At 62.1% G+C, this 24,473-nt stretch carries 27 protein-coding genes; 6 read left to right on the top strand and 21 right to left on the bottom strand.

The features are described from left to right. The first annotated feature begins 48 nt into the window (after window positions 1–48). Together pip and dtd are read left to right on the top strand one after the other, a co-directional pair. Entirely contained in the window at window positions 49–1,020 is a 972-nt protein-coding gene (gene pip, locus ACSQ17_RS09080) for a prolyl aminopeptidase (protein ID WP_436068330.1), read from the top strand. After that, window positions 1,017–1,454, top strand: coding sequence for a D-aminoacyl-tRNA deacylase (gene dtd / locus ACSQ17_RS09075; RefSeq protein WP_436068329.1), 438 nt, complete (start codon window positions 1,017–1,019; stop codon window positions 1,452–1,454). Before pip ends, dtd begins: the two co-directional genes overlap by 4 nt. On the opposite strand, the gene ACSQ17_RS09070 is transcribed toward dtd, so the two are convergent. Both ACSQ17_RS09070 and ACSQ17_RS09065 read right to left on the bottom strand, forming a co-directional pair. Next, a complete protein-coding gene (locus ACSQ17_RS09070) occupies window positions 1,451–2,038 on the bottom strand; it encodes a 2-hydroxychromene-2-carboxylate isomerase (protein ID WP_436068328.1) in 588 nt (195 codons plus the stop codon). The two genes, dtd and ACSQ17_RS09070, sit on opposite strands and share 4 nt — an antisense overlap. 70 nt (window positions 2,039–2,108) lie before the next feature. Continuing rightward, window positions 2,109–2,837, bottom strand: a complete 729-nt coding sequence (locus tag ACSQ17_RS09065; protein WP_436068327.1) for an SDR family oxidoreductase — start codon at window positions 2,835–2,837, stop codon at window positions 2,109–2,111. 100 nt (window positions 2,838–2,937) lie between these two features. Here ACSQ17_RS09065 and ACSQ17_RS09060 point away from each other — a divergent pair, with 100 nt between their 5' ends. Then, on the top strand, window positions 2,938–3,432 hold the full coding sequence (locus tag ACSQ17_RS09060; RefSeq protein ID WP_436068326.1) for a winged helix-turn-helix transcriptional regulator: 495 nt from the start codon (window positions 2,938–2,940) through the stop codon (window positions 3,430–3,432). 120 nt (window positions 3,433–3,552) lie between these two features. Here ACSQ17_RS09060 and ACSQ17_RS09055 read toward each other — a convergent pair whose 3' ends face one another. From ACSQ17_RS09055 to ubiE, 9 genes are all read right to left on the bottom strand, one after another. Next, a complete protein-coding gene (locus ACSQ17_RS09055) occupies window positions 3,553–4,260 on the bottom strand; it encodes a 16S rRNA (uracil(1498)-N(3))-methyltransferase (RefSeq protein WP_436068325.1) in 708 nt (235 codons plus the stop codon). Next, window positions 4,257–5,060, bottom strand: coding sequence for a twin-arginine translocase subunit TatC (tatC, locus tag ACSQ17_RS09050; RefSeq protein ID WP_436068324.1), 804 nt, complete (start codon window positions 5,058–5,060; stop codon window positions 4,257–4,259). Before tatC ends, ACSQ17_RS09055 begins: the two co-directional genes overlap by 4 nt. Then, on the bottom strand, window positions 5,057–5,437 hold the full coding sequence (gene tatB, locus ACSQ17_RS09045; RefSeq protein ID WP_436068323.1) for a Sec-independent protein translocase protein TatB: 381 nt from the start codon (window positions 5,435–5,437) through the stop codon (window positions 5,057–5,059). Before tatB ends, tatC begins: the two co-directional genes overlap by 4 nt. 3 nt (window positions 5,438–5,440) lie before the next feature. Continuing rightward, a complete protein-coding gene (gene tatA / locus ACSQ17_RS09040) occupies window positions 5,441–5,680 on the bottom strand; it encodes a twin-arginine translocase TatA/TatE family subunit (RefSeq protein WP_233685403.1) in 240 nt (79 codons plus the stop codon). Window positions 5,681–5,708: 28 nt separating this feature from the next. After that, window positions 5,709–6,041, bottom strand: coding sequence for a phosphoribosyl-ATP diphosphatase (locus tag ACSQ17_RS09035; protein ID WP_233685795.1), 333 nt, complete (start codon window positions 6,039–6,041; stop codon window positions 5,709–5,711). Window positions 6,042–6,048: 7 nt separating this feature from the next. Next, window positions 6,049–6,450: a phosphoribosyl-AMP cyclohydrolase gene (gene hisI / locus ACSQ17_RS09030; RefSeq protein ID WP_436068322.1), complete on the bottom strand. Its 402-nt coding sequence runs from the start codon at window positions 6,448–6,450 to the stop codon at window positions 6,049–6,051. 67 nt (window positions 6,451–6,517) lie between these two features. Next, window positions 6,518–8,107, bottom strand: a complete 1,590-nt coding sequence (gene ubiB / locus ACSQ17_RS09025) for a ubiquinone biosynthesis regulatory protein kinase UbiB (RefSeq protein WP_436068321.1) — start codon at window positions 8,105–8,107, stop codon at window positions 6,518–6,520. Next, a complete protein-coding gene (locus ACSQ17_RS09020) occupies window positions 8,104–8,721 on the bottom strand; it encodes a ubiquinone biosynthesis accessory factor UbiJ (RefSeq protein ID WP_436068320.1) in 618 nt (205 codons plus the stop codon). Before ACSQ17_RS09020 ends, ubiB begins: the two co-directional genes overlap by 4 nt. Next, the gene (gene ubiE, locus ACSQ17_RS09015; RefSeq protein WP_436068319.1) at window positions 8,721–9,491 is read right to left on the bottom strand and encodes a bifunctional demethylmenaquinone methyltransferase/2-methoxy-6-polyprenyl-1,4-benzoquinol methylase UbiE; all 771 of its coding nucleotides are present in this window, start codon (window positions 9,489–9,491) and stop codon (window positions 8,721–8,723) included. Before ubiE ends, ACSQ17_RS09020 begins: the two co-directional genes overlap by 1 nt. A gap of 192 nt (window positions 9,492–9,683) precedes the next feature. On the opposite strand from ubiE, the gene ACSQ17_RS09010 reads away from it, so the two are divergent. From ACSQ17_RS09010 to ACSQ17_RS09000, 3 genes are all read left to right on the top strand, one after another. After that, on the top strand, window positions 9,684–9,962 hold the full coding sequence (locus ACSQ17_RS09010; protein ID WP_436068318.1) for a polyhydroxyalkanoic acid system family protein: 279 nt from the start codon (window positions 9,684–9,686) through the stop codon (window positions 9,960–9,962). Window positions 9,963–10,244: 282 nt separating this feature from the next. Beyond that, window positions 10,245–10,685, top strand: a complete 441-nt coding sequence (locus ACSQ17_RS09005) for a phasin family protein (protein ID WP_233685397.1) — start codon at window positions 10,245–10,247, stop codon at window positions 10,683–10,685. A 10-nt stretch (window positions 10,686–10,695) separates the two neighbouring features. Further along, window positions 10,696–11,478, top strand: coding sequence for a phasin family protein (locus ACSQ17_RS09000; RefSeq protein WP_436068317.1), 783 nt, complete (start codon window positions 10,696–10,698; stop codon window positions 11,476–11,478). Window positions 11,479–11,537: 59 nt separating this feature from the next. On the opposite strand, the gene ACSQ17_RS08995 is transcribed toward ACSQ17_RS09000, so the two are convergent. The 10 genes from ACSQ17_RS08995 to betA all read right to left on the bottom strand — a co-directional run bounded on the left by ACSQ17_RS08995 (window position 11,538) and on the right by betA (window position 24,382). Continuing rightward, window positions 11,538–12,152 carry a TetR/AcrR family transcriptional regulator gene (locus tag ACSQ17_RS08995; RefSeq protein WP_436068316.1) on the bottom strand — a complete coding sequence of 205 codons (615 nt, stop codon included), beginning with the start codon at window positions 12,150–12,152 and terminating at the stop codon, window positions 11,538–11,540. An 81-nt stretch (window positions 12,153–12,233) separates the two neighbouring features. Then, window positions 12,234–13,916, bottom strand: coding sequence for a class II poly(R)-hydroxyalkanoic acid synthase (gene phaC / locus ACSQ17_RS08990; protein WP_436068315.1), 1,683 nt, complete (start codon window positions 13,914–13,916; stop codon window positions 12,234–12,236). 205 nt (window positions 13,917–14,121) lie between these two features. Beyond that, window positions 14,122–14,982 (bottom strand): poly(3-hydroxyalkanoate) depolymerase, encoded by an 861-nt coding sequence (gene phaZ, locus ACSQ17_RS08985; protein ID WP_257779108.1) that lies wholly within the window; start codon window positions 14,980–14,982, stop codon window positions 14,122–14,124. Between the two features lie 155 nt (window positions 14,983–15,137). Further along, the gene (gene phaC, locus ACSQ17_RS08980) at window positions 15,138–16,817 is read right to left on the bottom strand and encodes a class II poly(R)-hydroxyalkanoic acid synthase (RefSeq protein WP_436068314.1); all 1,680 of its coding nucleotides are present in this window, start codon (window positions 16,815–16,817) and stop codon (window positions 15,138–15,140) included. 515 nt (window positions 16,818–17,332) lie between these two features. Next, a complete protein-coding gene (locus ACSQ17_RS08975; protein WP_436068313.1) occupies window positions 17,333–17,707 on the bottom strand; it encodes a gamma-butyrobetaine hydroxylase-like domain-containing protein in 375 nt (124 codons plus the stop codon). Between the two features lie 311 nt (window positions 17,708–18,018). Then, complete coding sequence (gene hslU, locus ACSQ17_RS08970) at window positions 18,019–19,359, bottom strand: HslU--HslV peptidase ATPase subunit (protein WP_436068312.1); 1,341 nt, start codon at window positions 19,357–19,359, stop codon at window positions 18,019–18,021. A 27-nt stretch (window positions 19,360–19,386) separates the two neighbouring features. Next, window positions 19,387–19,917, bottom strand: a complete 531-nt coding sequence (gene hslV, locus ACSQ17_RS08965; RefSeq protein WP_233685389.1) for an ATP-dependent protease subunit HslV — start codon at window positions 19,915–19,917, stop codon at window positions 19,387–19,389. Between the two features lie 142 nt (window positions 19,918–20,059). Next, entirely contained in the window at window positions 20,060–20,743 is a 684-nt protein-coding gene (locus tag ACSQ17_RS08960; protein WP_436068311.1) for an SPOR domain-containing protein, read from the bottom strand. Then, the gene (gene argS, locus ACSQ17_RS08955; RefSeq protein ID WP_436070452.1) at window positions 20,744–22,483 is read right to left on the bottom strand and encodes an arginine--tRNA ligase; all 1,740 of its coding nucleotides are present in this window, start codon (window positions 22,481–22,483) and stop codon (window positions 20,744–20,746) included. It abuts the gene before it with no gap. A gap of 210 nt (window positions 22,484–22,693) precedes the next feature. After that, window positions 22,694–24,382 (bottom strand): choline dehydrogenase, encoded by a 1,689-nt coding sequence (gene betA, locus ACSQ17_RS08950; protein WP_436068310.1) that lies wholly within the window; start codon window positions 24,380–24,382, stop codon window positions 22,694–22,696. Between the last annotated feature and the right edge of the window lie 91 nt (window positions 24,383–24,473).

The raw sequence follows: 24,473 nt of genomic DNA, 5'->3' as shown, positions 1-24,473 counted from the left end.
CCGGGAGTGGAAGGCCGTCAACGCTACGCATCTATTCAGGAGCATGCCATGCAGACCTTGTATCCGGAGATTAAACCCTACGCCCGTCATGAGCTGGCGGTGCAGGCACCGCACGTGCTGTATGTCGACGAAAGCGGTTCGCCGGATGGTTTGCCCGTGGTGTTTATCCATGGTGGCCCGGGTGCTGGCTGCGACGCCGCCAGTCGGCGCTATTTTGATCCCAACCTCTATCGCATCGTCACCTTCGACCAGCGCGGTTGCGGTCGTTCCACGCCCCACGCCAGCCTGGAGCACAACACCACCCAGGCGCTGATCGCCGACATGGAGCAGATTCGCGAGCACCTCGGTATCGACAAATGGGTACTGTTCGGCGGCTCCTGGGGTTCGACCCTGGCCCTGGCTTACGCCCAGGCCCATCCGCAGCGGGTGCATGGGCTGATTCTGCGCGGCATCTTCCTCTGCCGCCCGCAGGAAATTCAGTGGTTTTACCAGGAAGGTGCCAGCCGCCTGTTCCCCGATTACTGGGAAGACTACCTCGCGCCGATTCCGGCGGATGAGCGGGGTGACCTGGTGCAGGCCTTCTACAAGCGCCTGACCGGCCCGGATCAGATTGCCCAGATGCATGCCGCCAAAGCCTGGTCGACCTGGGAAGGCCGTACCGCCACCCTGCGTCCCAATCCGCAGGTGGTCGACCGTTTCAGTGATGCGCACCGCGCGCTGTCGATTGCCCGCATCGAGTGCCATTACTTCGTCAACAATGCCTTCCTCGAAACCGATCAGCTGCTGCGCGATATGCCGAAGATCGCTCATCTGCCGGGCGTGATCGTGCATGGCCGCTATGACGTGATCTGCCCGCTGGATAACGCCTGGGCGCTGCATCAGGCCTGGCCGAACAGCGAGCTGCAGATCATCCGTGATGCCGGTCACTCGGCGGCCGAGAGCGGCATTACCGATGCCCTGGTGCGGGCGGCCGATGAACTGGCGCGGCGCTTGCTCAACCTGGCCCCGGACGAAGCATGAAGGCACTGATTCAGCGGGTGCGTTGCGCTCGCGTAGAGGTGGCTGGTGAGGTGGTGGGGGCGATTGATCAGGGCCTGCTGGTGCTGGTTGGTGTCGAGCCGCAGGACACGCCGGCCAGTGTCGAGAAAATCCTCCACAAGCTTCTCAATTACCGGGTATTCAGCGATGCCGCCGGCAAGATGAATCTGTCGCTCAGCGATGTCGGCGGTGGGTTGTTGCTGGTGTCGCAATTCACCCTGGCCGCCGATACCAAGGGCGGCCTGCGCCCCAGTTTTTCCAGTGCCGCACCGCCGGCGCTGGGCGCGGAGCTGTTCGACCTGCTGGTGACCCAGGCCCGCGCCAGGCATCCACAGGTCGCCACCGGGCAATTCGGCGCCGATATGCAGGTGCATCTGGTTAACGACGGGCCGGTGACCTTTCTTCTAGAGAGCTAGCGGGCCAGTGCTTCGGCGACAAAATCCAGCCGGTCCTGGCCGAAGTGCATTTCGCTGTCGACGAAGAAGGCCGGTGCGCCAAATACTCCACGTTTGACTGCTTCCTCGGTGTTGGCCTTGAGCCGCTCCTTGACTGCCTCATCGTTGACCAGACGTTCGAACTCGGCCGGGTCGAAACCGGCGGCACTGAGCACTTCGGCGACCACGTCGGGTTTGCCGAGATTCTTCTGCTGGACCCACAGCGCCTCGAAAATGGTGTGCACGTAGCGTGCGAAACGCTCGCTGTCGAGATAGCCAGCCGCGCCGCGCATCAGGGTCAGGGTGTTGATCGGGAAGTTCGGGTTAAACGTCATGGCCACGCCATAGCGTTTGGCGAAGCGCGCCAGGTCCTTGAGCATCCAGGCGCCCTTGCTCGGGATCATCACCGGTGACTGGTTGCCGGTGGCCTTGAATACGCCGCCGAGCAGCATCGGCCGCCAGGCGATCTGCGCGCCGGCTTGCTCGGCGATGCGCGGTAACTGGGTCCAGGCCAGATAACTGGCTGGGCTGCCGAAGTCGAAAAAGAACTCAACGGTCTTGTTCATACTGTGTCCTGTGGTCAGGTTATGGTGGATGGATGAAGTGCCATCCACCCTACGAGTTGGCGAGCGATCCTTAAAACGTTTCGCTCCAGGGGCGCAGGTCCAGCTCATGCACCCAGCAATCGCGCGGCTGGCAATGGATCTGCCAGTAGGTGTCGGCGATGTGTTCAGGGTTGAGAATGCCGTCATGATCCTTGAGCTGGTACAGCTGCGGAAAGGTGTCGCGGATAAACGCAGTATCGATGGCCCCGTCGATGATCGGGTGGGCCACATGGATGCCCTTGGGGCCGAGTTCGCGAGCCATGCTCTGGGCCAGGGCGCGCAGGGCAAACTTGGCGCTGGCGAAGGCGGCGAAGTTGGCTCGGCCACGCAAGGAAGCGGTGGCGCCAGTAAAGATGATGGTGCCCTTACCGCGTGGCAGCATCACTTTGGCGGCTTCGCGTCCGGTGAGAAAACCGGCCAGTGCTGCCATCTCCCAGACCTTGCGGTAAACCCGCTCGGTGGTCTCGGTAATGGAAAACTGCACGTTGGCGCCAATGTTGAACACCACCGCATGCAGCGGGCCGACCTCGCGCTCGATGGTGGCGAACAGCTCGACGACCTGTTCTTCGACCCGTGCATCACAGCCAAAGGCGCGGGCGGTACCGCCGGAAGCTTCGATATCGGCGACCAGCGGGGCGAGCTTGTCGGCGTTGCGCCGTGCCACACAAGCCACATAACCCTCGCGGGCGAAGCGTTTGGCGATGGCGCCGCCGGTGGCATCCCCCGCACCGACTACCAGAATTGCTTTGCGTTCGGTCATTGCAGTCTCCGTTAGTTCTATTTTGGAACTTACGTTGATAGTCGGTTCCATTTTGGAACCTGTCAAGCTATCGTGAGGCATTGTCTCTGGAGAGTGCCTTATGCGCTGGGAAGAACTTGAACAGCAGCCCTGTTCTCTTGCCCGCACGTTGTCGGTGGTGGGGGATCGCTGGACCCTGCTGGTGCTGCGCGAGAGTTTTCTCGGCATCCGCCGTTTCGACGAGTTCGAGAAACGCCTGGGCATCACCCGCCATGTGCTGGCCGAGCGTCTGAAGAAACTGGTTGAAGCGGGTGTGTTGGACAAGGTGGCCTATCAGCAGCGGCCATTGCGCGAGGAATATTGCCTGAGCGCCAAGGGCCGTGATCTGTACCCGGCCATCATGGCTCTGGTGCACTGGGGGGATTGCCATATGAGCGGTGCCGAGGGCGCGCCGATCCGGCATATCCACCGCAGCTGTGGCCAGCCGATGCACGGCGTGCTGGTGTGCTCGGATTGCGGCGAGCCGTTAGAACCAAGGGCTGTTCAGTTGCAGGAAGCGCCTGAGTTCAAGGGCCAACTGCTGCCGGCGCATTGGCACGAAAAGCAGGCTTTGTAGGGGGGGATGGGAACAGCGCTATCCACCCTGCGGGTCTGTAGGAGCATGCCATGCGTGCGAGCAGTTTCGAGCTAGCGCTTTTCGCGGGCATGGCCCGCTCCTACGACGCAGATTGCCGGGTTAAAACAGCCGCGCCAGCAAGGCGGTGAGCGCTGTTTCCACTCGCAAAATCCGCACGCCCAGCTGCACCGGTTGCAGGCCGGCTTCGGCGAGCTTTTCCACCTCATAAGGAATCCAGCCACCCTCTGGGCCGATGGCCAGCGTCACAGCCTGTGTGACCGCCCTTGGGCAGGCCGGGTAGTCGCCGGGATGGCCGATCAGGCCGAGGGTGCCGGCAGCAATCGCAGGTAGCTGGTCTTCGACAAAAGGCTTGAAGCGTTTCTCGATGATCACCTCGGGCAGCACGGTATCGCGGGCCTGCTCCAGGCCGAGGATCAACTGCTCGCGAATGGCTGCAGGTTCGAGAAACGGCGTTTGCCAGAAGCTTTTTTCCACGCGGTAGCTGTTGAGCAGCACCAGGCGGGCCACCCCCATGCTGCTGACCGTTTGCAACACGCGCCGCAGCATCTTCGGGCGGGGCAGGGCCAGCAACAGAGTAATTGGCAGTTTTTCCGGGGCAGGCTGATCAAGCAATACGCTCAGTTCGGCGTACTGTTCATCCAGGTGCAGCAGTTGGCCGCTGCCCATCAGGCCATTCAGACGGCCGACGCGCAGGCTGTCGCCAGCTTCGGCGCGGTGTACCTCAAGCAGGTGCTTGAGGCGACGGCCGCTCAGCCGTACGCGATCCTCGGCGATAAAGTCGCCGTCCTCCAGCAGCAGCAGGTTCACGGTTGTGGCGCGGGCGGCTGGTCGTTGCTGGCGCTGCTGTTGTCCTCGGCGGCTTGCTCTTCGCGTTCGGCGTTGCGCTGCACCAGGCTGCCGCACAGCAGGCCGACTTCGAACAACATCCACATGGGTACGGCCAGCAGGGTTTGCGAGAACACATCCGGTGGGGTCAGGAGCATGCCGACCACAAAACAGCCGACGATCACATAGGGGCGGCTTTTGCGCAGGGTGTCGACATCGACGATGCCGACCCAGATCAGCAGAAAGGTGGCAATCGGGATTTCAAAGGCCACGCCAAAGGCGAAGAACAGGGTAAGGACAAAGTCCAGGTATTGACCGATGTCGGTCATCATCGCCACGCCTTCCGGGGTCACGCTGGCGAAGAAGCCGAACATGATCGGGAACACCACGAAATAGGCGAAGGCCATGCCGGCGTAGAACAGCAGGATGCTGGAAACCAGCAGCGGCACGGCAATGCGCTTCTCGTGCTTGTACAAGCCAGGTGCGATAAAGCCCCAGATCTGATGCAGAACGATCGGCATCGAGAGGAACAGGGCGACCATCATGGTCAGCTTGAACGGGGTGAGGAACGGTGAGGCCACGCCTGTGGCGATCATCGTGGCACCTTCCGGCAGGTAAGCGCGCAGCGGGGCGGCCACCAGCGAGTAGATGTCCTGGGAGAAATAGAACAACCCGGCGAACAGCAGCAGCACGGCGCCGACGATCCGCAGCAGGCGCGTGCGCAGTTCAGTCAGATGGGAAATCAGGGGCATTTCCTGATCGCTGTCCGGTCGTTGGCTCATGGCTGCGGGCTTTTATCCTGGCTGGTGCTGGTGCTGGTGCTGGTGCTGGTGTCAGTGGCGTGGGTCGGCTCGGCTGGCGTTGGCGTTGGCGTTGGCGTTGGCGTTTCGGTGCTGGTGCTGATGGATGCGTTAAGGCTTTCCTTCATCGCCTTCATTTCCCGCTCAAGCTCAAGGATCTGCTCGTTATGCAGCTGACGGCGGATTTCATCCGCGCCGATCTCGCGCTCGACCTCGGCCTTGATCGCGCTGAAGCTGCGCTTGATCCGGCCGATCCACAGGCCAGCCGTGCGCACAGCACCTGGCAGGCGATCCGGGCCGAGCACCACGAGGGCCACGATGCCGACCAGCAGCAGTTCGCTAAAGCCGATATCGAACATGGCTTAGTCTTTTTTCGCCGGTTCTTCGACCTTGCGCGCCTGAGCGTCAATGGTCTGGCCCTTGGGTTCTTCCACGGCAGCGTTGGGCTTTTCGGCGTCGGCGTTGTCCATCGACTTGCGGAAGCCCTTGATGGCGTCGCCCAGATCCGAGCCCAGGCCCTTGAGGCGCTTGGTGCCGAACAGCATGACCACAATCAGCAGGATGATCAGGAGTTGCCAGATGCTAATGCCACCGAATCCCATAACGCGTACTCCGTAACTAAGTGGTTGATCAGTTTTGTGTGCGTGCGGCTTTTTCCGCATGCCCGGACAGGCCAAAGCGGCGGTCCAGTTCGTCCAGTACCGCCTGTGGATGCTGGCCGAGGGCGGCGAGCATGACCAGGCTGTGGAACCACAGGTCGGCGGTTTCGTAGATCACATCGCTGCAGTCGCCACTGACGGCAGCATCCTTGGCGGCGAGAATGGTTTCCACCGATTCCTCACCGACCTTTTCCAGAATCTTGTTCAGGCCCTTGTGGTACAGGCTGGCAACATAGGAGCTGTCGGCGGCCGCGCCTTTGCGCGACTCCAGCACTTCGGCCAGGCGGCTCAGGGTATCAGTCATGCCCGTGTCACTCATGGTTGTGTCCTGCGGCATAGATGGCGTGCGGGTCTTTGAGCACCGCGTCGACGGTCTTCCACTCGGCGTTGTCGTACACCCGGTAGAAGCAGCTTTCGCGGCCGGTGTGGCAGGCGATGCCGCCCAGTTGCTCGACCATCAGGATGATCACGTCGGCGTCGCAATCCAGGCGCAGCTCGTGCAGTTTCTGCACATGGCCGGATTCCTCGCCTTTGCGCCACAGCTTGCCACGCGAGCGTGACCAGTAGATGGCGCGCTGCTCGGTGGCGGTCAGGGCCAGGGCTTCACGGTTCATCCAGGCCATCATCAGCACGCGGCCGGTTTTGTGGTCCTGGGCGATGGCCGGCACCAGGCCGTCGCTGTTCCAGTTGATTTCGTCGAGCCAGTCAGTCATTGCCCTATCCGCCCATCTCGGGCTGCTTGATTCAGAAAGCTAGTGTGCCAGCGCGCACCCGGTGTGGCTATCGGCGCAGCACCAGATAGATGCCGCCGGCGAGCATCAGCCAGCTCGGCCAGGCGATCAGGCTCAGCACCAGGCCCTGAGTGGCGGCACCGCCGATCAGCGCGGCACCGAGCAGACGGGCCGGCCATTGGCGGCTTGGGGCAGGCTGTTCATGGCGGCTGGTCGGTTGCTGGTTGAGGCGCTCCAGGGTTTCGCGGGCGATCTGCGACAGGTGCGGCACCTGCTCGGCCTGCAGTTGCAGGTTGCGCAGCAGCTGTAGCGGGCTGATGCGCTCACGCATCCAGCGCTCGAGGAACGGCTGTGCGGTGCTCCACAGGTCCAGGTCCGGGTACAGCTGGCGGCCCAGCCCTTCGATATTCAGCAGGGTTTTCTGCAGCAGCACCAGTTGTGGCTGTACTTCCATATTGAAGCGCCGGGCGGTCTGGAACAGGCGCAGCAGCACCTGGCCGAAGGATATGTCCTTCAGCGGCTTCTCGAAGATGGGCTCACAAACCGTGCGGATCGCCGCCTCGAAATCATTGACCTGGGTTTCGGCCGGCACCCAGCCGGAGTCGATGTGCAACTGCGCCACGCGGCGGTAGTCGCGCTTGAAGAAGGCGATCAGGTTGCGCGCCAGGTAGTCCTGGTCTTCGGCGGTGAGGCTGCCGATGATGCCGCAGTCGATGGCGATGTACTGCGGGTTCCACGGCGTGCGCGTGCTGACGAAGATATTGCCGGGGTGCATGTCGGCGTGGAAGAAACTGTCGCGGAATACCTGGGTAAAGAAGATCTCCACGCCGCGCTCGGCCAGCAGTTTCATGTCAGTGCGCTGATCGGCCAGGGTTTCCAGATCGGTGACCTGAATGCCGTAGATGCGCTCCATCACCAGCACTTTCGGCCGGCAATAATCCCAATACACCTGCGGTACGTAGAGCAGGGGCGAGCCTTCGAAGTTGCGCCGCAGCTGGCTGGCGTTGGCGGCTTCGCGCAGCAGGTCGAGTTCATCGACGATGGTTTTCTGGTAGTCGCTGACCACTTCCACCGGGCGCAGACGGCGGGCATCGGCGGAGGCGCGTTCGGCCAGCTTGGCCAGTAGAAACAGCCAGGCGATGTCCTGTTCGATCACCGGTTTCAGGCCGGGACGGATTACCTTGACCACCACCTCTTCACCGCTTTTCAGCTGCGCGGCATGCACCTGGGCGACGGAAGCCGAGGCCAGTGGCTGGGTGTCAAAGCGGGCAAAGACGTCAGCGACCTTGGCGCCCAGCTGCGACTCGATGCGCGCCAGTGCCTGGGCGGGGTCGAAGGGCGGTACCTGATCCTGCAACTTGGCCAGTTCATCCGCGATGTCCGGCGGCAGCAGATCGCGGCGGGTGGAGAGCAGTTGGCCGAACTTGATAAAAATCGGCCCCAGCTCTTCCAGTGCCAGGCGCAGGCGAGCGCCACGCGACAGTTGCAGCGCACGACGCGGCAGCCAGCGCCAGGGCAGCGCATAGCGCAGCATGCGCGCCCAGAAGGGCAGCGGCAGGTTGAACAGCAGGTCGTCCAGTTTATAGCGGATAACCACGCGCTGGATGCGCAGCAGACGGCGAATGGCAAGCAGCTTCATGCGATGGGCTTATGGCGTTGGGCGATGCGCTCGATGCGCGCGTCGAGTCGGTCGAGAGACAGCTTCAGCTGATCCAGTTCGGCGAAGCGCGCATCGGCTTCGCGCTGGCCAACCAGGCTGCGGGATTCTTCGCTGAGGTAGTCGGCCAGGTTCAGGCGCAGGCTGTCGAGGGCCTGAGTGGTCCAGCTCACCCGGCTGCGCAGATGGCCACCGAGCAGTTGGCTGCCGACCGGACCAAGCCAGCGTGACAGCTCGTACTCCCAGTCCAGTTCGAGGTCCTGAAGAATCCCGGCCAGTTCCAGCAGGGCAGCGCTGTCGCCATCCAGGCTGACTTCCGGACTGTGCAGAATGCTGGTTTTGTCCTTGCTGGTCGCCAGGCGCAGCAGGCTGGCGGCTGGAGCGCGCAGCTGACAGTCCGCTTCGCCAGCCCACTGCGCGGCCAATTGCAGGCCGCTGGCGCTGGGCAGGATAAACAGCTGCAGGTTCGGCGCGGCACATTCCACGGCAATCACTTTGCCGCTGAGGTGAGCCAGGCGTGGCAGCGCGGTGCTGTCCATCGCCAGTACGCGATTGAGGCCGAGCTCGACTCCGGCCAGCAGCCCGGTGAGAAGCATCAGGGCTTGATGCCGCGATGCAGGGCGACAATGCCGCCGGTCATGTTGTGGAAGGTTACGCGCTCGAAGCCGGCCTCGACCATCATCGCTTTGAGGGTGTCCTGATCCGGGTGCATGCGGATCGACTCGGCCAGGTAGCGGTAGCTCTCGGCGTCATTGGTGATCAGCTTGCCGGCCAGCGGCATGAACTTGAACGAGTAGGCGTCGTAGAACTTCGACAGCAGCGGGCTGGAGGGCTTGGAGAACTCCAGGATCAGCAGGCGTCCGCCGGGTTTGAGGACGCGCAGCATCGAACGGATGGCGTCTTCCTTGTGGGTCACGTTGCGCAGGCCGAAGGCGATGGTCACCACGTCGAAGTGGTTGTCCGGGAATGGCAGTTTTTCCGCATCGGCCTGAACGAAGCTGACGTTGCCAGCCACGCCCTTGTCGAGCAGTCGGTCGCGACCGACCTTGAGCATCGATTCGTTGATATCGGCCAGCACCACCTCGCCAGTCGGGCCGACCAGGCTGGAAAACTTGCGGGTCAGATCACCCGTGCCGCCAGCGATATCCAGCACCCGATTGCCCGTGCGTACGCCGGATAGCTCGATGGTGAAGCGCTTCCACAGGCGGTGCATGCCGCCGGACAGCACGTCGTTCATCAGGTCGTATTTGGCGGCGACCGAGTGAAACACCTCGGCGACTTTTTCCGCCTTCTGGCTTTCCGGCACGCTCTGGAAACCAAAATGCGTGGTGGGTTCGCTGTCGCTGCTATTGCGCGGGTCGTTCATCTTGCCCTTTCCTAAAACAGAGAGGCTGCATCCAAAGTGGCGGTCATTCTAAACCCAAAAAGCCCCGCTGGGTTTGGGCGCTGCGCGGCAAACAGCAAAGTTGTCTGCGCGAGCTGCTTGCAGCTTGCGGCCTGCAGCCTTGCTATAGTCGCAGCGACTTAAGGTCGCAGTTAACGGGCGAGGAGAAATGCCATGGCCAAGATCACCATTGAACGTCCCCATTCCCTGGGCCGCGAAGTCGCCCGCGAGAAAGCCGAGCAATTGGCCGAGCGCCTGGCGCGTGAATACGACGTGCGTTACCGCTGGAACGGCGACAGCCTGGAGTTCAAGCGCAGCGGCGCTGATGGCCGTATTGATGTGCATGACGACAGCGTACGCGTGCAGCTCAGCCTGGGCCTGCTGCTGTCAGCGATGAGCAGCAGCATCAAGCGCGAAATCGAAGAGGTGCTGGACAAGAATCTGCAGGGCTGATGTTTCGTCCGTGTGCAGCAAGCTGCCAGCATAGCGATGCGTAGGGCGCGCGGCGTATACCTGATGCTCCTGCATCTGCGTCTTGGTGCGCATGGCGCACCCTACCGTGGGCTTTCCCTATCGGCTGGCGGCCACCCTGCGGGCCGTCGCTGCGCGAGGTTAAAAATTGCTCCCGGCAATTTTTTCTACGCTTAGTATGCGGTTTCTAATTTTCATCGATACCGTGCACCTAAGCCTACATTCCGTGGGCGTTTCCTCGAAACACTTAGAGTGAGGTGCACCATGTCGAAAGTTGCCGTTAAAAAGAAAGCCGTCGTTGAAGAAACCAGCAGCGTGCTGAGCGACGCCAAAGTCTACGCCCGTAAAATCTGGTTGGCGGGTCTGGGTGCTTACGCCAAAGCCGGTCAAGAAGGTTCCGAGTACTTCAAAGAACTCGTGAAGAGCGGCGAAGGCGTTGAAAAACAAGGCAAAAAACTGGTCAACGAACAAGTTGAGGCGGCTAACAGCCAGATCGACAGCGTCAAAACCACTGTCACCAGCAATGTCAGCAGCGTGAAAAACAAGGTTGAAGTGCAACTCGACAAGATCGAAAAAGCCTTCGACAACCGTGTTGCCAGCGCCCTGAACCGCATTGGCATTCCGTCCAAGCAGGATGTTGAAGCGCTCTCTGCTAAGCTGGATGAGCTGAGCGCGTTGCTCGAGCACGTCGCGCGTACCAAGTAAGGAGAGCAGGATGGCTGTCAAAAAGAAAACCGAAAAGCAAACCACTTCCTGGATCGGCGAAGTAGAAAAATATTCGCGTCAAATCTGGCTGGCTGGTTTGGGTGCCTACTCCAAGGTCAGCAAGGACGGCAACAAGCTGTTCGATACGCTGGTCAAGGATGGCGAAAAAGCTGAGAAGCAAGCCAAGAGCGAAGTCGACAAGCAAGTTGGCGCTGTGAAGTCCACTGTGGGTTCGAAAGTGGACACTGCCAAATCGAAAGTCGATGAAGTCAAAGACAAAGCAATTGGCAAGTGGGGCGAGCTGGAAGAAGCCTTCGACAAGCGTTTGAACAATGCCATTTCGCGTCTCGGTGTACCGAGCCGCAATGAAGTGAAAGCGCTCAACGCTAAAGTGGAAAGCCTGACCAAGCAGATCGAGCAACTGACCGGTGTCTCGGTCAAATCGGTCAAGCCTGCGGTCAAGAAAGTAGCCGCCAAACCTGCTGCTAAACCCGCTGCCAAGCCGGCCGCCAAAGCTGCCGCCAAGCCAGCTGCAAAACCGGCTGCCAAACCAGCAGCTAAACCGGCCGCCAAGGCTGCAGCCAAACCAGCGGCTAAACCCGCTGCCAAAGCTGCCGCTAAGCCTGCTGCTAAACCAGCCGCGAAACCGGCTGCCAAGCCAGCAGCTAAGCCGGCCGCCAAGGCTCCGGCCAAGCCAGCAGCTGCCAAACCGGCTGCTGCTCCGGTAGCCGCTGCTGCACCTGCTCCGGCCGCTGCACCTGCTGCACCCGTGATACCTGCTACCCAGTCGTAAGACGCGCAGCAGTCAACGCAAACGCCCGGCCTAGTGCCGGGCGTTTGCGTTTGTCTGGGTCAGTCTTCCAGGTAGCGCTGGGCCAGGTGTTCAGCCGCGTAGCGCGACTCTTCGGCCAGGTGCGGGGCTACCAGCATCATCACCTGGTACACCACCAGGCGGCTTTCACCTTCGCGGCCGATGATGCGTTGATAGTCCAGTGAAAACAGCAGGGTCAGGGTGATCTGCTCGACCAGTTGGCCCAGTGACTGCGTATCGCTGCGTAACTGGCCATCGATCTGCAGTTGTGCGAGTAGCTCGGCCAGCGCGCGTTTGAGGTTGTTCAGCCAGTGGCGCATACCGCGCTCCAGCTTCGGCAGACGACTGGTCAGGTTGGACAGATCCTGGAACAGGAAGCGGTAATGCGCCAGACGTTCGACGATCAGGTGCAGGAACAGCCAGTAATCTTCCACATCCAGCTGCGCATCCTCTGGGGGCGAGAGCAGCGGCGCGAGTTCCGCCTGAAAGCGCTCGAACAGGCCGAGGATCAGCGGCTCCTTGCCGTGGAAGTGGTAGTACAGATTGCCCGGACTGATGCCCAGTTCGTTGGCTATTTCCAGGGTGGAAACATTGGGTTCGCCCTTCTGATTGAACAGCAGGCGGGCGCATTCGAGGATTCTGTCGCGGGTTTTCATCCGGTCTTCTTATTCTGGCCGCGGGAGTGGTGAAGATACCTGGCCGCAACAGGTTGCGGCCAGTTTGATCATGCGAGTACTTCAGCGTACGTGCACGTAGGTGCCGGGTGCGGCTTCCATCGCGGGATGGTTCTGGTTGCCCAAGGCCAGCAGGGTGTCTTTCTGCTCGCCTGAGCGCTCCTGCATCCATTTCAGCCATACCGGCCACCAGCTGCCTTGCACGTGCTCGGCATCGTGGTACCAGGCGCGCGGATCGCCGCTGAGCTTGGGGTTCTCCAGGTAATTGGATTTCGGATTACCTGGTGGGTTGAGGATGCTCTGAATGTGCCCACTGTTGGACAGAATAAAGCGCCGCTCACCGCCCAGCAGCAGGGTCGAGCGATACACCGCGTCCCAAGGCGTGATGTGGTCGTTGATCCCGGCGACGCTGAAGCTGTCGACCGTGACCTTCTGCAGATCCACCGGCGTGCCACAGACTTCCAGGCCGCGCGGGTGGGTCAGCGGGTTGTGCTTGAAGAAGTCGATCAGGTCGCCATGCAGGGCGGCCGGCAGGCGAGTGTTGTCGTTATTCCAGTAAAGGATGTCGAAGGCCGGCGGTTGTTTGCCGAGCAGGTAGTTGTTGATCCAGTAATTCCAGATCAGGTCGTTGGGGCGCATCCAGGCGAACACCCGCGCCATGTCGCGGCCATCCAGCACGCCTTGCTGGTAGGAGCGACGTTTGGCGGCCTCGAGGGTCAGTTCGTCGGCAAACAGCATGGCCGGGCTGTCGATCTGGCTGTCCAGCAGGCTGACCATGTAGGTGGCGCTGGCCACCTTGCGCAGTTGGCGTTTGGCTTGCAGATGGCCTTGCAGGGCGGCGATGGTCAGGCCACCGGCACAGGCGCCGAGCAGGTTGGCGTCTTTGCTGCCGGTTATATCGCGGCAGGCGTCGATGGCCGATTCCAGCGCTTCGACATAGCTCGACAGGCCCCATTCACGGTGCCGAGGATCGGGGTTGCGCCAGCTGATGACGAAGGTTTGCAGACCGTTTTTCAGCGCGTACTGGACGAAGCTCTTCTCGCTGGAGAGGTCGAAGATATAGAACTTGTTGATTTGCGGCGGCACGATCAGCAGCGGCTTGGCGTACTGCTTTTCACTCATCGGCTTGTACTGGATCAGCTCCAGCAGCTCGTTGCGAAACACCACTGCGCCGCTGGTGGTGGCCAGGTTACGGCCGACTTCGAAAGCGTGCTTGCTGACTTGGCTGGGCATGCCGTCGTTATTCAGCAGATCGTCGAGCAGGTGACTGGCGCCCTTGAGCAGACTGCTGCCGCCACTGTTGAACAGTTCCTTGATCACCTGCGGGTTGAGCAGGGTGTTGCTGGGCGCCAGGGCATCGCCGAGCAAGGTGGCGACAAAGCGTGCGCGGGCACGGTCATCAGCATCCAGGTTGCTTTCGTCGATCCAGCTGTTCAGCTGTTTCTGGCAGGCCAGGTAGGCTTGCAGGCCACGGCTGTAGAGCGGGTTGCCACGCCAGGTGGGATCGGCGAAGCGCGGGTCCTGCGGGTTGACCTTGAACGGCTTGTCGCCGAGTAGCACACGCCCCAGTTGGCCGCCCAGGGCCAGCGCATGACGGGCGCTGTGGATGGGTTGCTTGACCCCTTGCAGGGCCAGACTGCGCAGAGTGGAGAACAGATCGCGGCCGCGTAGACCAACCACTGCGTTCTGGGCATTCATCACGCTGCTGCGTACGGGCAGGGCGCGTTTGGCGGATTGGTCTCGCATGGGGCAACACTCCGTCGTCAAACCGTGAGACTTCAAGGTTGATGGATAAGCAGCAAGGCTTATACCAACGCGCGCGCAAGGTGCGTTCCAGACTGCCGCGCGCTAAGTCTCAGGTAATACAACGTGCCCGGAAACGGGTCAAGCACTGTGCTGCCGGCACAGCCTCAGTGCGTGCGATCAAATGTCCTGCCCAGAGGCGGTGCGTTTAGCCGTTGCTGCGTGCCGCCGTGGGTTGCGGATGCATCACGGCGCGTTGCCGTTCCTCTTCGAGGAATTTCATGATGATCGGCGCCACGGCCTCGGCGCGGGTCACCAGAAACAGGTGGCCATCATCGATCACGTGTAATTCCGAGTTGGGGATCCGCCAGGCCAGCAGACGCATGTTGACCAGCGGGATCAGCGGGTCGTCGTCGCCGGCCATGACCAGCGTCGGTTGGCGAATCTTGTGCAGCCAGTGGATGCTGGTCCAACCCAAGCCGGCAAACAGCTGCCAGTAGTAGCCCATCTTGCCGCCCGAACGGACTTTACTGGCATGCGCCAGGGCCAGTTTCGGGTCGCGGCGGAAGGCGCCGCCGTAGATTTCCGGGGCGATCTGTACGCCATAGGATGGCTGCACATAGCGCCGTGGACTGGCCATGCACCAGAGCACCTTGGGTTTGCCGGGAATCATCACCGCGCCAGCCGAGGTGGCGGCGAGGATCAGTTTCTTGCAGCGCTCCGGATAATCGTGGGCGAACTGCTGGGCCAGCGCCCCGCCCCAGGACACGCCAATGGCATTGACCTGACCGTAGTCGAGGTAGTCGAGCATGCGTGCCGCCAGCTTGGCCAGACCCGGGAAGCGATACGGTGTGCTGGGTGTAGACGAGCCGCCGACACCAGGGACGTCGAAGGCGATGACTTCCAGGCCCGGATCGAGTGCGCGCACGAACGGCATGACCAGTTCCAGGTTGGCACCGATGCCGTTGAAGATCAGCAGCGGGGTCATCTTGCCGTTGCCGGGGCGAACGGCAGTACGGATGGTCTGGCCGTCCAGTTCGATGGTGCGGAATGTGAAAGGTAGCGACATGCGCAGAAGCCCTATCAGTTAAAACGCTGGATCAAACCCTCCGGGTCTTTTCCAGAAACGCCAGGGCGGAGCCTGGTTCGCCGCGCCGGGTCACATGACCTGGCGGGCGAGCGACACCTCCAGTGTCGCGGGCAGTGATGCGCAGTGCGCAGGGCTCAACGTTCGTGAACGTAGGTGCCAGGCGCTGCTTCGCCGGCCGGGTATTTCTTGTTGCCGAGCTGGGTCGGAGCCTTTTTGTTGGCGCCGGAACGTTCGGCCAGCCAGATTTGCCAATGCAGCCACCAGGAGTCGGCGTGCTTGGTGGAGCTGGCTTGCCAGGTTTTCGGGTCAGCGTGCAGCTCGGTGTTGGTCATGTAGCGTGCTTTCGGGTTGCCCGGCGGGTTGAGAATGCTCTGGATATGCCCGCTGTTGGACAGCACGAACTCGACGTTGCCGCCAAACAGCTTGGCCGACTTGTAGCACGACTCCCACGGGGTGATGTGGTCGGTGGTGCCGGCCACGCAGTAGAGGTCGCTGGTAACCTGCTTGAGGTCGATCGGCGTGCCGCAGACTTCCAGGGCATTGGCGCGGATCAGCGGGTTGGACTTGAACATCTCGATAAACTCGCCATGCAGCGCAGCCGGCAGGCGGGTGGTGTCGTTGTTCCAGTAGAGAATGTCGAACACCGGCGGCTCGTTGCCGAGCAGGTAGTTGTTGACCCAGTAGTTCCAGATCAGGTCGTTGGGGCGCATCCAGGCGAAGACTTTCGCCATGTCGCTGCCTTCCAGCACACCGGCCTGGTAGGAACGGCGTTTGGCCAGCTCCAGGCTCTTCTCGTCGGCGAACAGCGCCACGTCGGTTTCCAGGCGGTTATCCAGCACGCTGACCAGCAGGGTCAGGGCATGCACCTTCTTCTCACCCAGCGCGGCGTAGTGGCCCAGCAGCGAGGTGGTGGTCAGGCCGCCGGAGCAGGCGCCGAGCATGTTGATGTCTTTGCTGCCGGTGACGGCGGTGACCACATCGATGGCTTCTTTCAGCGCTTCGATATAGGTCGACAGGCCCCACTCGCGGTGCGCCTTGGTCGGGTTGCGCCAGCTCACCACGAAGGTCTGCACGCCGTTGCGCAGCAGGAAACGCGCCACGCTCTTTTCCGGCGACAGGTCGAAGACGTAGAACTTGTTGATCTGTGGCGGTACTACCAGCAGCGGGCGCTCGTGCACCTGCTCGGTGATCGGCTTGTACTGGATCAGTTCCAGCAGGTCGTTGCGGAAGATCACCGCACCGTCGCTGGTGGCGAGGTTCTTGCCGACCTCGAAGGCATTCATGTTGACCTGGCTGGGCATGCCGCCGTTGTGGACGATGTCCTTGGCCAGGTGCGACATGCCGTCGAGCAGGCTCTTGCCACCGGTTTCGAAGAAGCGTTTTACGGCCGCCGGGTTGGCCATGCTGTTGGTCGGGGCCATGGCTTCGGTCATCAGGTTGATCACGAAGTGACCACGGCTGGCGTCCTGCTCGGACAGGTTGCTGTGCTCGACCCAGTCATGCAGCTCCTTGCGCCAGGCCAGGTAGGTCTGCAGGTAACGGCGGTACAGCGGATTTTGGCTCCAGGCCGGGTCGGCAAAGCGCCGGTCGCCTTCGGCGGGGGTGAGGTCGGATTGGCCGAGCATCACGTTCTTCAGCTCCAGGCTGAAGTGGGCAAGGTGTTTGGCGCTGTGCAGCGGCTGTTTGAGGGCTTGCTTGAGCACGATGCGCGCGGAGCTGAGCAGGTCTTTACCACGGATGCCGATTACCGGGTTAAGCCCCAGGGTGTTCTCGGAGGCCTGGTTTTTCAGGTCATCATTATTCTTATCTGTCATCTACAACGCTCCATTGTCCTGAGACGAAATACCGGTATACGGCTGTGCACGGCGACACAGGGCTAAAACCTGCTCCAAGTCTGCTGCGCGTCGGTCTTGCTGCGTTAAAACCAGACTCGGAATGCTCATGTACAAACGTACACTCCGCTTCCTCGCCTGTTTTTGCCTTGCATGACTCTAGCTCGCGAGACTTTGAGCAGGTTCCATGAACCAGGTATTGCCCGGATTACCAAGGGCGGATCGCTCCGCAATCTTCCCTGCAACTGGCCTGGCCAGAAACAGGAAAATTTCCAACTACTTGGTTACCCGAGTTTGTGAATTTGTGCAAGCTGGCCGCGATCTTGGCCGAATGCGCGACAAGTATGCAGAGAAGGATTAGAAAATGCGCTCTAACCGGCCAGGAACAACGGCCTAGAGGGGTTGCTGCACTGCGGCAGATTGTCGCCCGGCAGGTTTGTCCTGGGGAAAAAGCCGAGGCTGCATGGGGCTGTACCTGACAGGCCGCACGTGGAGTGTCAGAGCAGCAGGCGCACCACGCTCTCGCTGGGGTCGCGGGATTTGCCGGCGGCGGCCAGAGCGGCCAGGTAATCGTTCCACAGCTCGTTTTGCCGGATGGCCAGCTGTTCCAGGTAGTCCCAGCTGAACAGGCCGCTGTCGTGGCCGTCGTCGAAGGTCAGCTTGAGCGCGTAATTGCCAGCGGGTTCGATTTTGCTCAGGCCAATGCCGAGCTTGCCGGTTTGCAGAATGGGCTTGCCATGGCCCTGCACCTCGGCCGAGGGCGAATGCACACGCAGGAACTCGGCGGGCAGGGTGTAGCGCTCGTCCGCCCCGTAATGCAGCTCCAGGGTTTTCGAGGCTTTGTGCAGTTTTATCGCGGTTGGGATGCGCATGGACGGGTTCCGCAGGGAATGTAGGAGCGAGCTTGCTCACGATCATGCCAAATCGCTAGCAAACCGGCTCCTGCAGGCTGCTGTTAAAAACTGTTTACGATCTTGCGAGCTAGAGCCATGCAAGGCGCTACGTTAGTAACAGCCTTCGGCTGGTCAAAACGGCGAGGAAGCGGAGTGTACGAGTTGTACATGAGCATTACTCGTTTCACTCGCCCCTTCGGGACCGCACTAAGGTGCGTTAGCCGCAAGCGGCTTTCCGAGCCTGTTTTTAACGCAGCAGGGCCGACGCGCAGCTGATCGTAGGCAGGTTTTTAGAGGATATAACGTGACAGATCTTCGTCCTGCGCCAGCTCGCCGAGGTGGCTGTTGACGTAGGCAGCGTCGATCACGATGGGCGTGCCGTTCTGCTGGCCAGCCAGGTCACCGGCGCTGAAGGAGACTTCTTCCAGCAGGCGTTCGAGCAGGGTGTGCAGGCGGCGTGCGCCAATGTTCTCGGTCTTCTCGTTGACCTGCCAGGCAATCTCGGCGATGCGCTTGATGCCGTCCTGGGCGAACTGGATGCCCAGGCCTTCGGTGTGCAGCAGCGCGGCGTATTGCTCGGTGAGCGAGGCGTGCGGTTCGCTGAGGATGCGCTCGAAGTCCTGCGGGGTCAGGGCTTTCAGCTCAACGCGAATCGGCAGGCGGCCTTGCAGCTCGGGCACCAGGTCGCTCGGCTTGCTGAGGTGGAAGGCACCGGAAGCGATAAACAGGATGTGGTCGGTTTTCACCATGCCCAGCTTGGTGTTGACCGTGCAGCCTTCGATCAGCGGCAGCAGGTCGCGCTGCACGCCTTCACGGGACACATCGGCACCGCCGACATTGCCGCGCTTGGCCACCTTGTCGATCTCGTCGATAAACACGATGCCATTCTGCTCCACGGCTTCCAGTGCCTGGGCCTTGAGTTCTTCCTCGTTGACCAGGCGCGCGGCTTCTTCATCGCGCACCATCTTCAGGGCTTCCTTGACCTTGAGCTTGCGGCTCTTCTTCTTGCCCTTGCCGATGTTGGAAAACAGGCTTTGCAGCTGGTTGGTCATCTCTTCCATGCCCGGCGGGGTCATGATTTCGATGCCGGCCGGCGCATCGGCCACTTCGATCTCGATGTCCTTGTCGTCCAGCTGCCCCTCACGCAGGCGTTTGCGGAACAGCTGGCGGGTGTTGGAGTCGCTGGCCGGGGCGGCCTCTTCATTGAAACCGGTGCGGGCTGGCGGCAGCAGGGCATCGAGGATGCGCTCTTCGGCAGCGTCCTCGGCACGGTGGCGAACCTTGATCATCTCCTGCTCGCGCAGCATCTTGATCGCGGCATCGGCCAGATCGCGGATGATCGACTCGACATCGCGGCCGACATAGCCGACTTCGGTGAACTTGGTTGCTTCCACCTTGATAAACGGGGCATTGGCCAGCTTGGCCAGGCGACGGGCGATTTCGGTTTTACCGACCCCGGTGGGGCCGATCATCAGGATGTTCTTCGGCGTCACTTCCTGGCGCAGCTCGGCGGGCAGCTGCATGCGCCGCCAGCGGTTGCGCAGGGCAATGGCCACGGCGCGCTTGGCGTCGTCCTGGCCGATGATGTGGCGGTTGAGTTCGGAAACGATCTCGCGGGGCGTCATGGACATGCGGGGGTACTCCAGAGGAGAGCGCGCTTATTCAGCGCAGTCTTCTTCCTCGATAGTTAAATTCTGGTTGGTGAATACGCAGATAGAGCCGGCAATGTTCAGCGCGGTTTCGGTGATTTCGCGGGCGCTCAAGTCGGTTTTCTGCAGCAGGGCCATGGCGGCGGCCTGGGCGAAGCCGCCGCCGGAGCCCATGGCGATCAGGCCGTGTTCGGGCTCAACCACGTCACCGTTGCCGGTAATGATCAGCGAGGCGTCCTTGTTGGCGACTGCCAGCATGGCTTCCAGGCGGCTCAGCGAACGATCGGTGCGCCAATCCTTGGCCAGCTCGACGGCGGCGCGGATCAGATGACCCTGGTGTTTTTCCAGTTGGCCTTCGAAGCGTTCGAACAGGGTAAAGGCGTCGGCAGTGGCACCGGCAAAACCAGCCAGCACCTGGCCGTGGTACAGGCGACGGACTTTTTTCGCATTGCCTTTCATCACGGTATTGCCGAGGGACACCTGGCCGTCGCCGCCCATGACGACTTTGCCGTTGCGGCGCACTGAAACGATGGTGGTCAAGGGGAGAGTCTCCACGCAGCGGGGCGAAAGTGCCCAATGCCGAATGAAGTGGGGGCTGTGCGCGCCGGCTTCAAGCCCTACGGTAGCCAGTGTCCGACAAATAGTCGGCAGAGGCTGCCGCAGGGCCCGCCAGGCCTGGGTTTTATTGCACCTGGCGCTGCTGTAACAACAGATTGCTGAAGCCGCTGCCGGCCAGGGACTTCTGCGCCTGGCCGAGCTGTTCGCGGGTGGCGAACGGGCCGACCAGTACGCGGTGCCAGGTTTCCTCGCGCACCGTGCCGGATTCCACCTGCACGTTCTGCCCGAGCAGGATGATCTGCGCGCGCAGGGCGTCGGCATCGTCCTTGCGGCGGAACGAGCCCGCCTGGAGGAAGAACTGCGAGCTAACCGGGCCTTTGGCGACCACCGGCGGCGGTGGCGGCACCTGGCCGTTGAGTGCGGCTTCGGCGCGGGCGGCGTCGATCTTCGCGGCTTCTTCCGGGCTGACCGGCTTCTGCTCAGGCACGGCCGGCGGTTGTTCGATGGCCTGCGGCGGCAGGATCACTTCCGACTCCGGCAGCAGGGTGTAGAAGTCGTACTTGGGTTTGGCCGGCTCGTTGCTGGCGGGCTTGTTGGCCGGCGATTTGGCGGCCTGGTTGGCGCGCGCCTGTTCGACCTTGCTGCGTTTGATCTCGTCGCGGCCGGGCTCCAGGCTGAACAGAAACACCATAAAGCCGCCGATCACCAGCCCGCAGACCAGCCAGAACCAGCCCGGCACCGGCTTTTTCGCCGGAGCCTGGTAGCGGCTGGCGCCGCGCTTGGCGGCGGGCTTCTTCTTGGCAGCCACTTACATGCGCTCCAGGGTTTCCAGGCCGAGCAGCTGCAGGCCCTGCTTGAGAGTACGGCCGGTGAGGGCCGCCAGGCGCAGGCGGCTGTTGCGCACGCCTTCGTCTTCGGCGGCGAGGATCGGGCAGTTTTCGTAGAAGCTGGAGAACAGCCCGGCCAGGTCATACAGGTAGGCGCAGAGCAGGTGCGGCTCGCCCTTGTCGGCCACGCCGCCGAGCACTTCGGCGAACTGTGCGAGTTTGCCGGCCAGGTCGATTTCCTGAGCGGCCTGCAGGTCCAGCTGGCCATCCAGTTGGTCGAAGCCCTTGCCCACTTTGCGCAGCACGCTGGCGACGCGGGTGTAGGCGTACAGCAGGTACGGTGCGGTGTTACCTTCGAAGCTCAGCATCAGCTCGAAGTTGAAGCGGTAATCGCTGGTGCGATGCTTGGACAGGTCGGCGTATTTCACCGCGCTGATGCCCACGGCGCGGGCGATCTGGCGCAGCTCGGCTTCATCCAGCTCGGGGTTTTTGCCTTTGACCAGGGTGTAGGCACGCTCTTCGGCTTCATCGAGCAGGTCGACCAGCTTGACGGTGCCGCCGTCGCGGGTCTTGAACGGGCGGCCGTCGGCGCCGTTCATGGTGCCGAAGCCCATGTGTTCCATCTGCAGGCTGGCCGGGACGAAACCGGCCAGGCGCGCAGCGGCGAAGACCATCTGGAAGTGCAGGGCCTGGCGCTGGTCGACGAAGTACAGCACGCGGTCGGCTTTCAATACGTTGGCCCGGTAGCGGGTAGCGGCCAGGTCGGTGGTGGCATACAGGTAGCCGCCACCGGCCTTTTGTACGATCAGCGGCAGCGGGTTGCCTTCGGCATTCTTGAACTCGTCCATGAACACGCATTGCGCGCCATTGTCTTCGGTGAGCAGGCCCTTGGCCTTGAGGTCGGCGACCACATTGGCCAGGTCGTCGTTGTAGGCGCTCTCGCCCTTGACGTCGGCCATGCTCAGTTTCACCCCGAGGCGGTCATACAGCGCCTGGCAGTGGCTCAGGGAGATATCGTTGAAACGGTGCCACAGGCGCAGGCACTCGGCTTCGCCGGCTTGCAGTTGCACCACCAGTTCACGGGCGCGCTCGGCGAATTCCGGGGAATCATCGAAGCGTTTTTTTGCCGCGCGGTAGAAGCCTTCCAGGTCGGCCAGCTCGCTTTCGGCAGCGGCCGGGTTTTCCTGCATATAGGCCAGCAGCATGCCGAACTGGGTGCCCCAGTCGCCCACGTGGTTCTGCCGGATCACGTCGTCGCCGAGGAATTCCAGCACCCGCGCCACGCCGTCACCGATGATGGTCGAGCGCAGGTGGCCGACGTGCATCTCTTTGGCCAGGTTGGGGGCAGACAGGTCGACCACCACGCGCTGCGCCGGGCCGGCCTTGCGTACGCCCAGCTTGGCATCGGCCAGCAGCGCATCCAGGCGCGCGGCCAGGGCCTGGGTGTTCTGGAAGAAGTTGAGAAAGCCCGGGCCGGCGATCTCGACCTTGCTGATACCGGCGTCGGCCGGCAGCGCGGCGATCAGCTTTTCCGCCAGGTCACGCGGCTTCATGCCGGCCGGCTTGGCCAGCATCATGGCGATGTTGCTGGCGAAATCGCCGTTGGCCTTGTCCTTGGTGTTCTCCACCTGAATGGCCGGAGTCAGGCCCTCCGGCAGCACGCCGTCGGCAGTGAGGCGGGTCAGGGCTTGCTGGATCAGGTGGCGAATGCTGTCTTTCATGGTCTGCTCGGTCGGCCGATGGCGGCGGCGCACAATGGCGCTGGTTGAAAACTGCGCATTATCGACGTGCTTCGCCTGCAGCATCAAGCCGCCTGTGGTTTTGCCGGGCTAAAGGCCGGCGCAATGGGTGGTCGATCACGTCGTGCCGTGCCTGTATGTGACAACGCCGCAGCGGCGCAAGCCCTGCGGCGTTGAGGTACGCGTGCCGCTTTAGGCTGAGCGTTGCGCGGTGCCGCGTACGGCCGCATTACCGGCGACGAAATACGGCGCGCTGCTGCGTGGCAGTGGGGCGCGGCCGCGGATTTTGTCGGCGATCTTCTCGGCCATCATGATGGTCGGCGCATTCAGGTTGCCGGTGACGATCATCGGCATGATCGAGGCATCCACCACGCGCAGCCCCTGTACGCCGTGCACCCGGCCCTGGCCATCGACCACTGCCATATCGTCTTCACCCATCTTGCAGGAACACGACGGGTGGTAGGCGGTTTCCGCATGTTCGCGGATAAAGGCGTCCAGTTCGGCGTAGCTCTGTAGCTCTGCCCCCGGACTGATTTCGCGGCCGCGATACGGGTCCAACGCCGCCTGCGCCATGATTTCTCGGGTGATGCGGATGCCGTCGCGGAACTCGCGCCAATCCTGCTCGTGCGCCATGTAGTTGAACAGGATGCTCGGGTGCTGGCGTGGGTCTTTGGATTTGATCTGAATGCGGCCACGGCTCGGCGAGCGCATGGAGCCCATGTGCGCCTGGAAACCGTGCTCCTTCACCGCGTTGCTGCCGTTGTAGTTAATTGCCACCGGCAGGAAGTGATACTGGATATTCGGCCATTCGAACTCAGCGCTGGATCGAATAAAACCGCCGGCCTCGAACTGGTTGCTGGCACCGATGCCTTTGCCGAGGAACAGCCAGTTGGCGCCGATCATCGGCTGGTTCCACCATTGCAGCGCCGGGTACAGCGACACCGGCTGCTTGCAGGCGTATTGCAGGTACACCTCCAGGTGGTCCTGCAGGTTCTGGCCGACGCCGGGCAGGTCATGCACCAGCGGGATATCCAGTTCACGCAGCAGCGCCGCCGGGCCGACGCCGGAGCGTTGCAGCACCTGCGGCGAGGCAATCGCGCCGCTGCACAGCAGCACTTCGCGGCGCGCATTGACGGTGATTGGCGTGTCGTTGTCGCCCAGCAGATAGGCCACACCAATGGCGCGCTTGCCGCTGAACAGGATGCGGTCAGTGAGGGCGTGAGTAACGATGGTCAGGTTCGGCCGCTGGCGGGCTTGATCGAGGTAGCCGCGTGCGGTGCTGGAGCGCCGGCCCTTGGGCGTGACGGTACGGTCCATCGGGCCGAAGCCTTCCTGCTGGTAGCCGTTGAGGTCGTCGGTACGCGGGTAACCGGCCTGCACGCCGGCTTCGATCATGGCGTGGAACAGCGGGTTATTGCCGTTTTTCGGCGTAGTCACGCTCACCGGGCCGTCGCTGCCGTGATAGGCATTGGCGCCGATATCGCGGGTTTCCGCCTTGCGGAAATACGGCAGGCAATCCAGGTAGCTCCAGTCCTCCAGGCCCTTTGCTTCGGCCCAGCCGTCGTAGTCCATGGCGTTGCCGCGGATGTAGCACATGCCGTTGATCAGGGATGAGCCGCCCAGGCCTTTGCCGCGCCCGCATTCCATACGGCGGTTGTTCATATGCGGTTCGGGGTCGGTCAGGTAGGCCCAGTTGTAGCGCCGGCCTTGCAGCGGAAAGGCCAGGGCAGCGGGCATCTGGGTGCGGAAATCCAGGCGGTAATCCGGGCCGCCGGCTTCCAGCAGCAGCACGCTGACGTCAGCGTCCTCGGTCAGACGGGTGGCCAGCACGTTACCGGCCGAGCCGGCACCGATGATGATGTAGTCGAATTCCTGGGGCATAAAAGCTCCTTTAGCCCGGATGCAATCCGGGAAAACGCGGTGACTGTTCCCGGATTGCATCCGGGCTACGGGGCTGCGCAAGTTTGTAGGA

Origin of the sequence: Pseudomonas sp. LjRoot71, assembly GCF_964253255.1 — a bacterium.
In the GTDB taxonomy this organism is placed as follows: Bacteria; Pseudomonadota; Gammaproteobacteria; order Pseudomonadales; family Pseudomonadaceae; genus Aquipseudomonas.
This window is presented reverse-complemented; position numbering and strand designations above follow the sequence as displayed.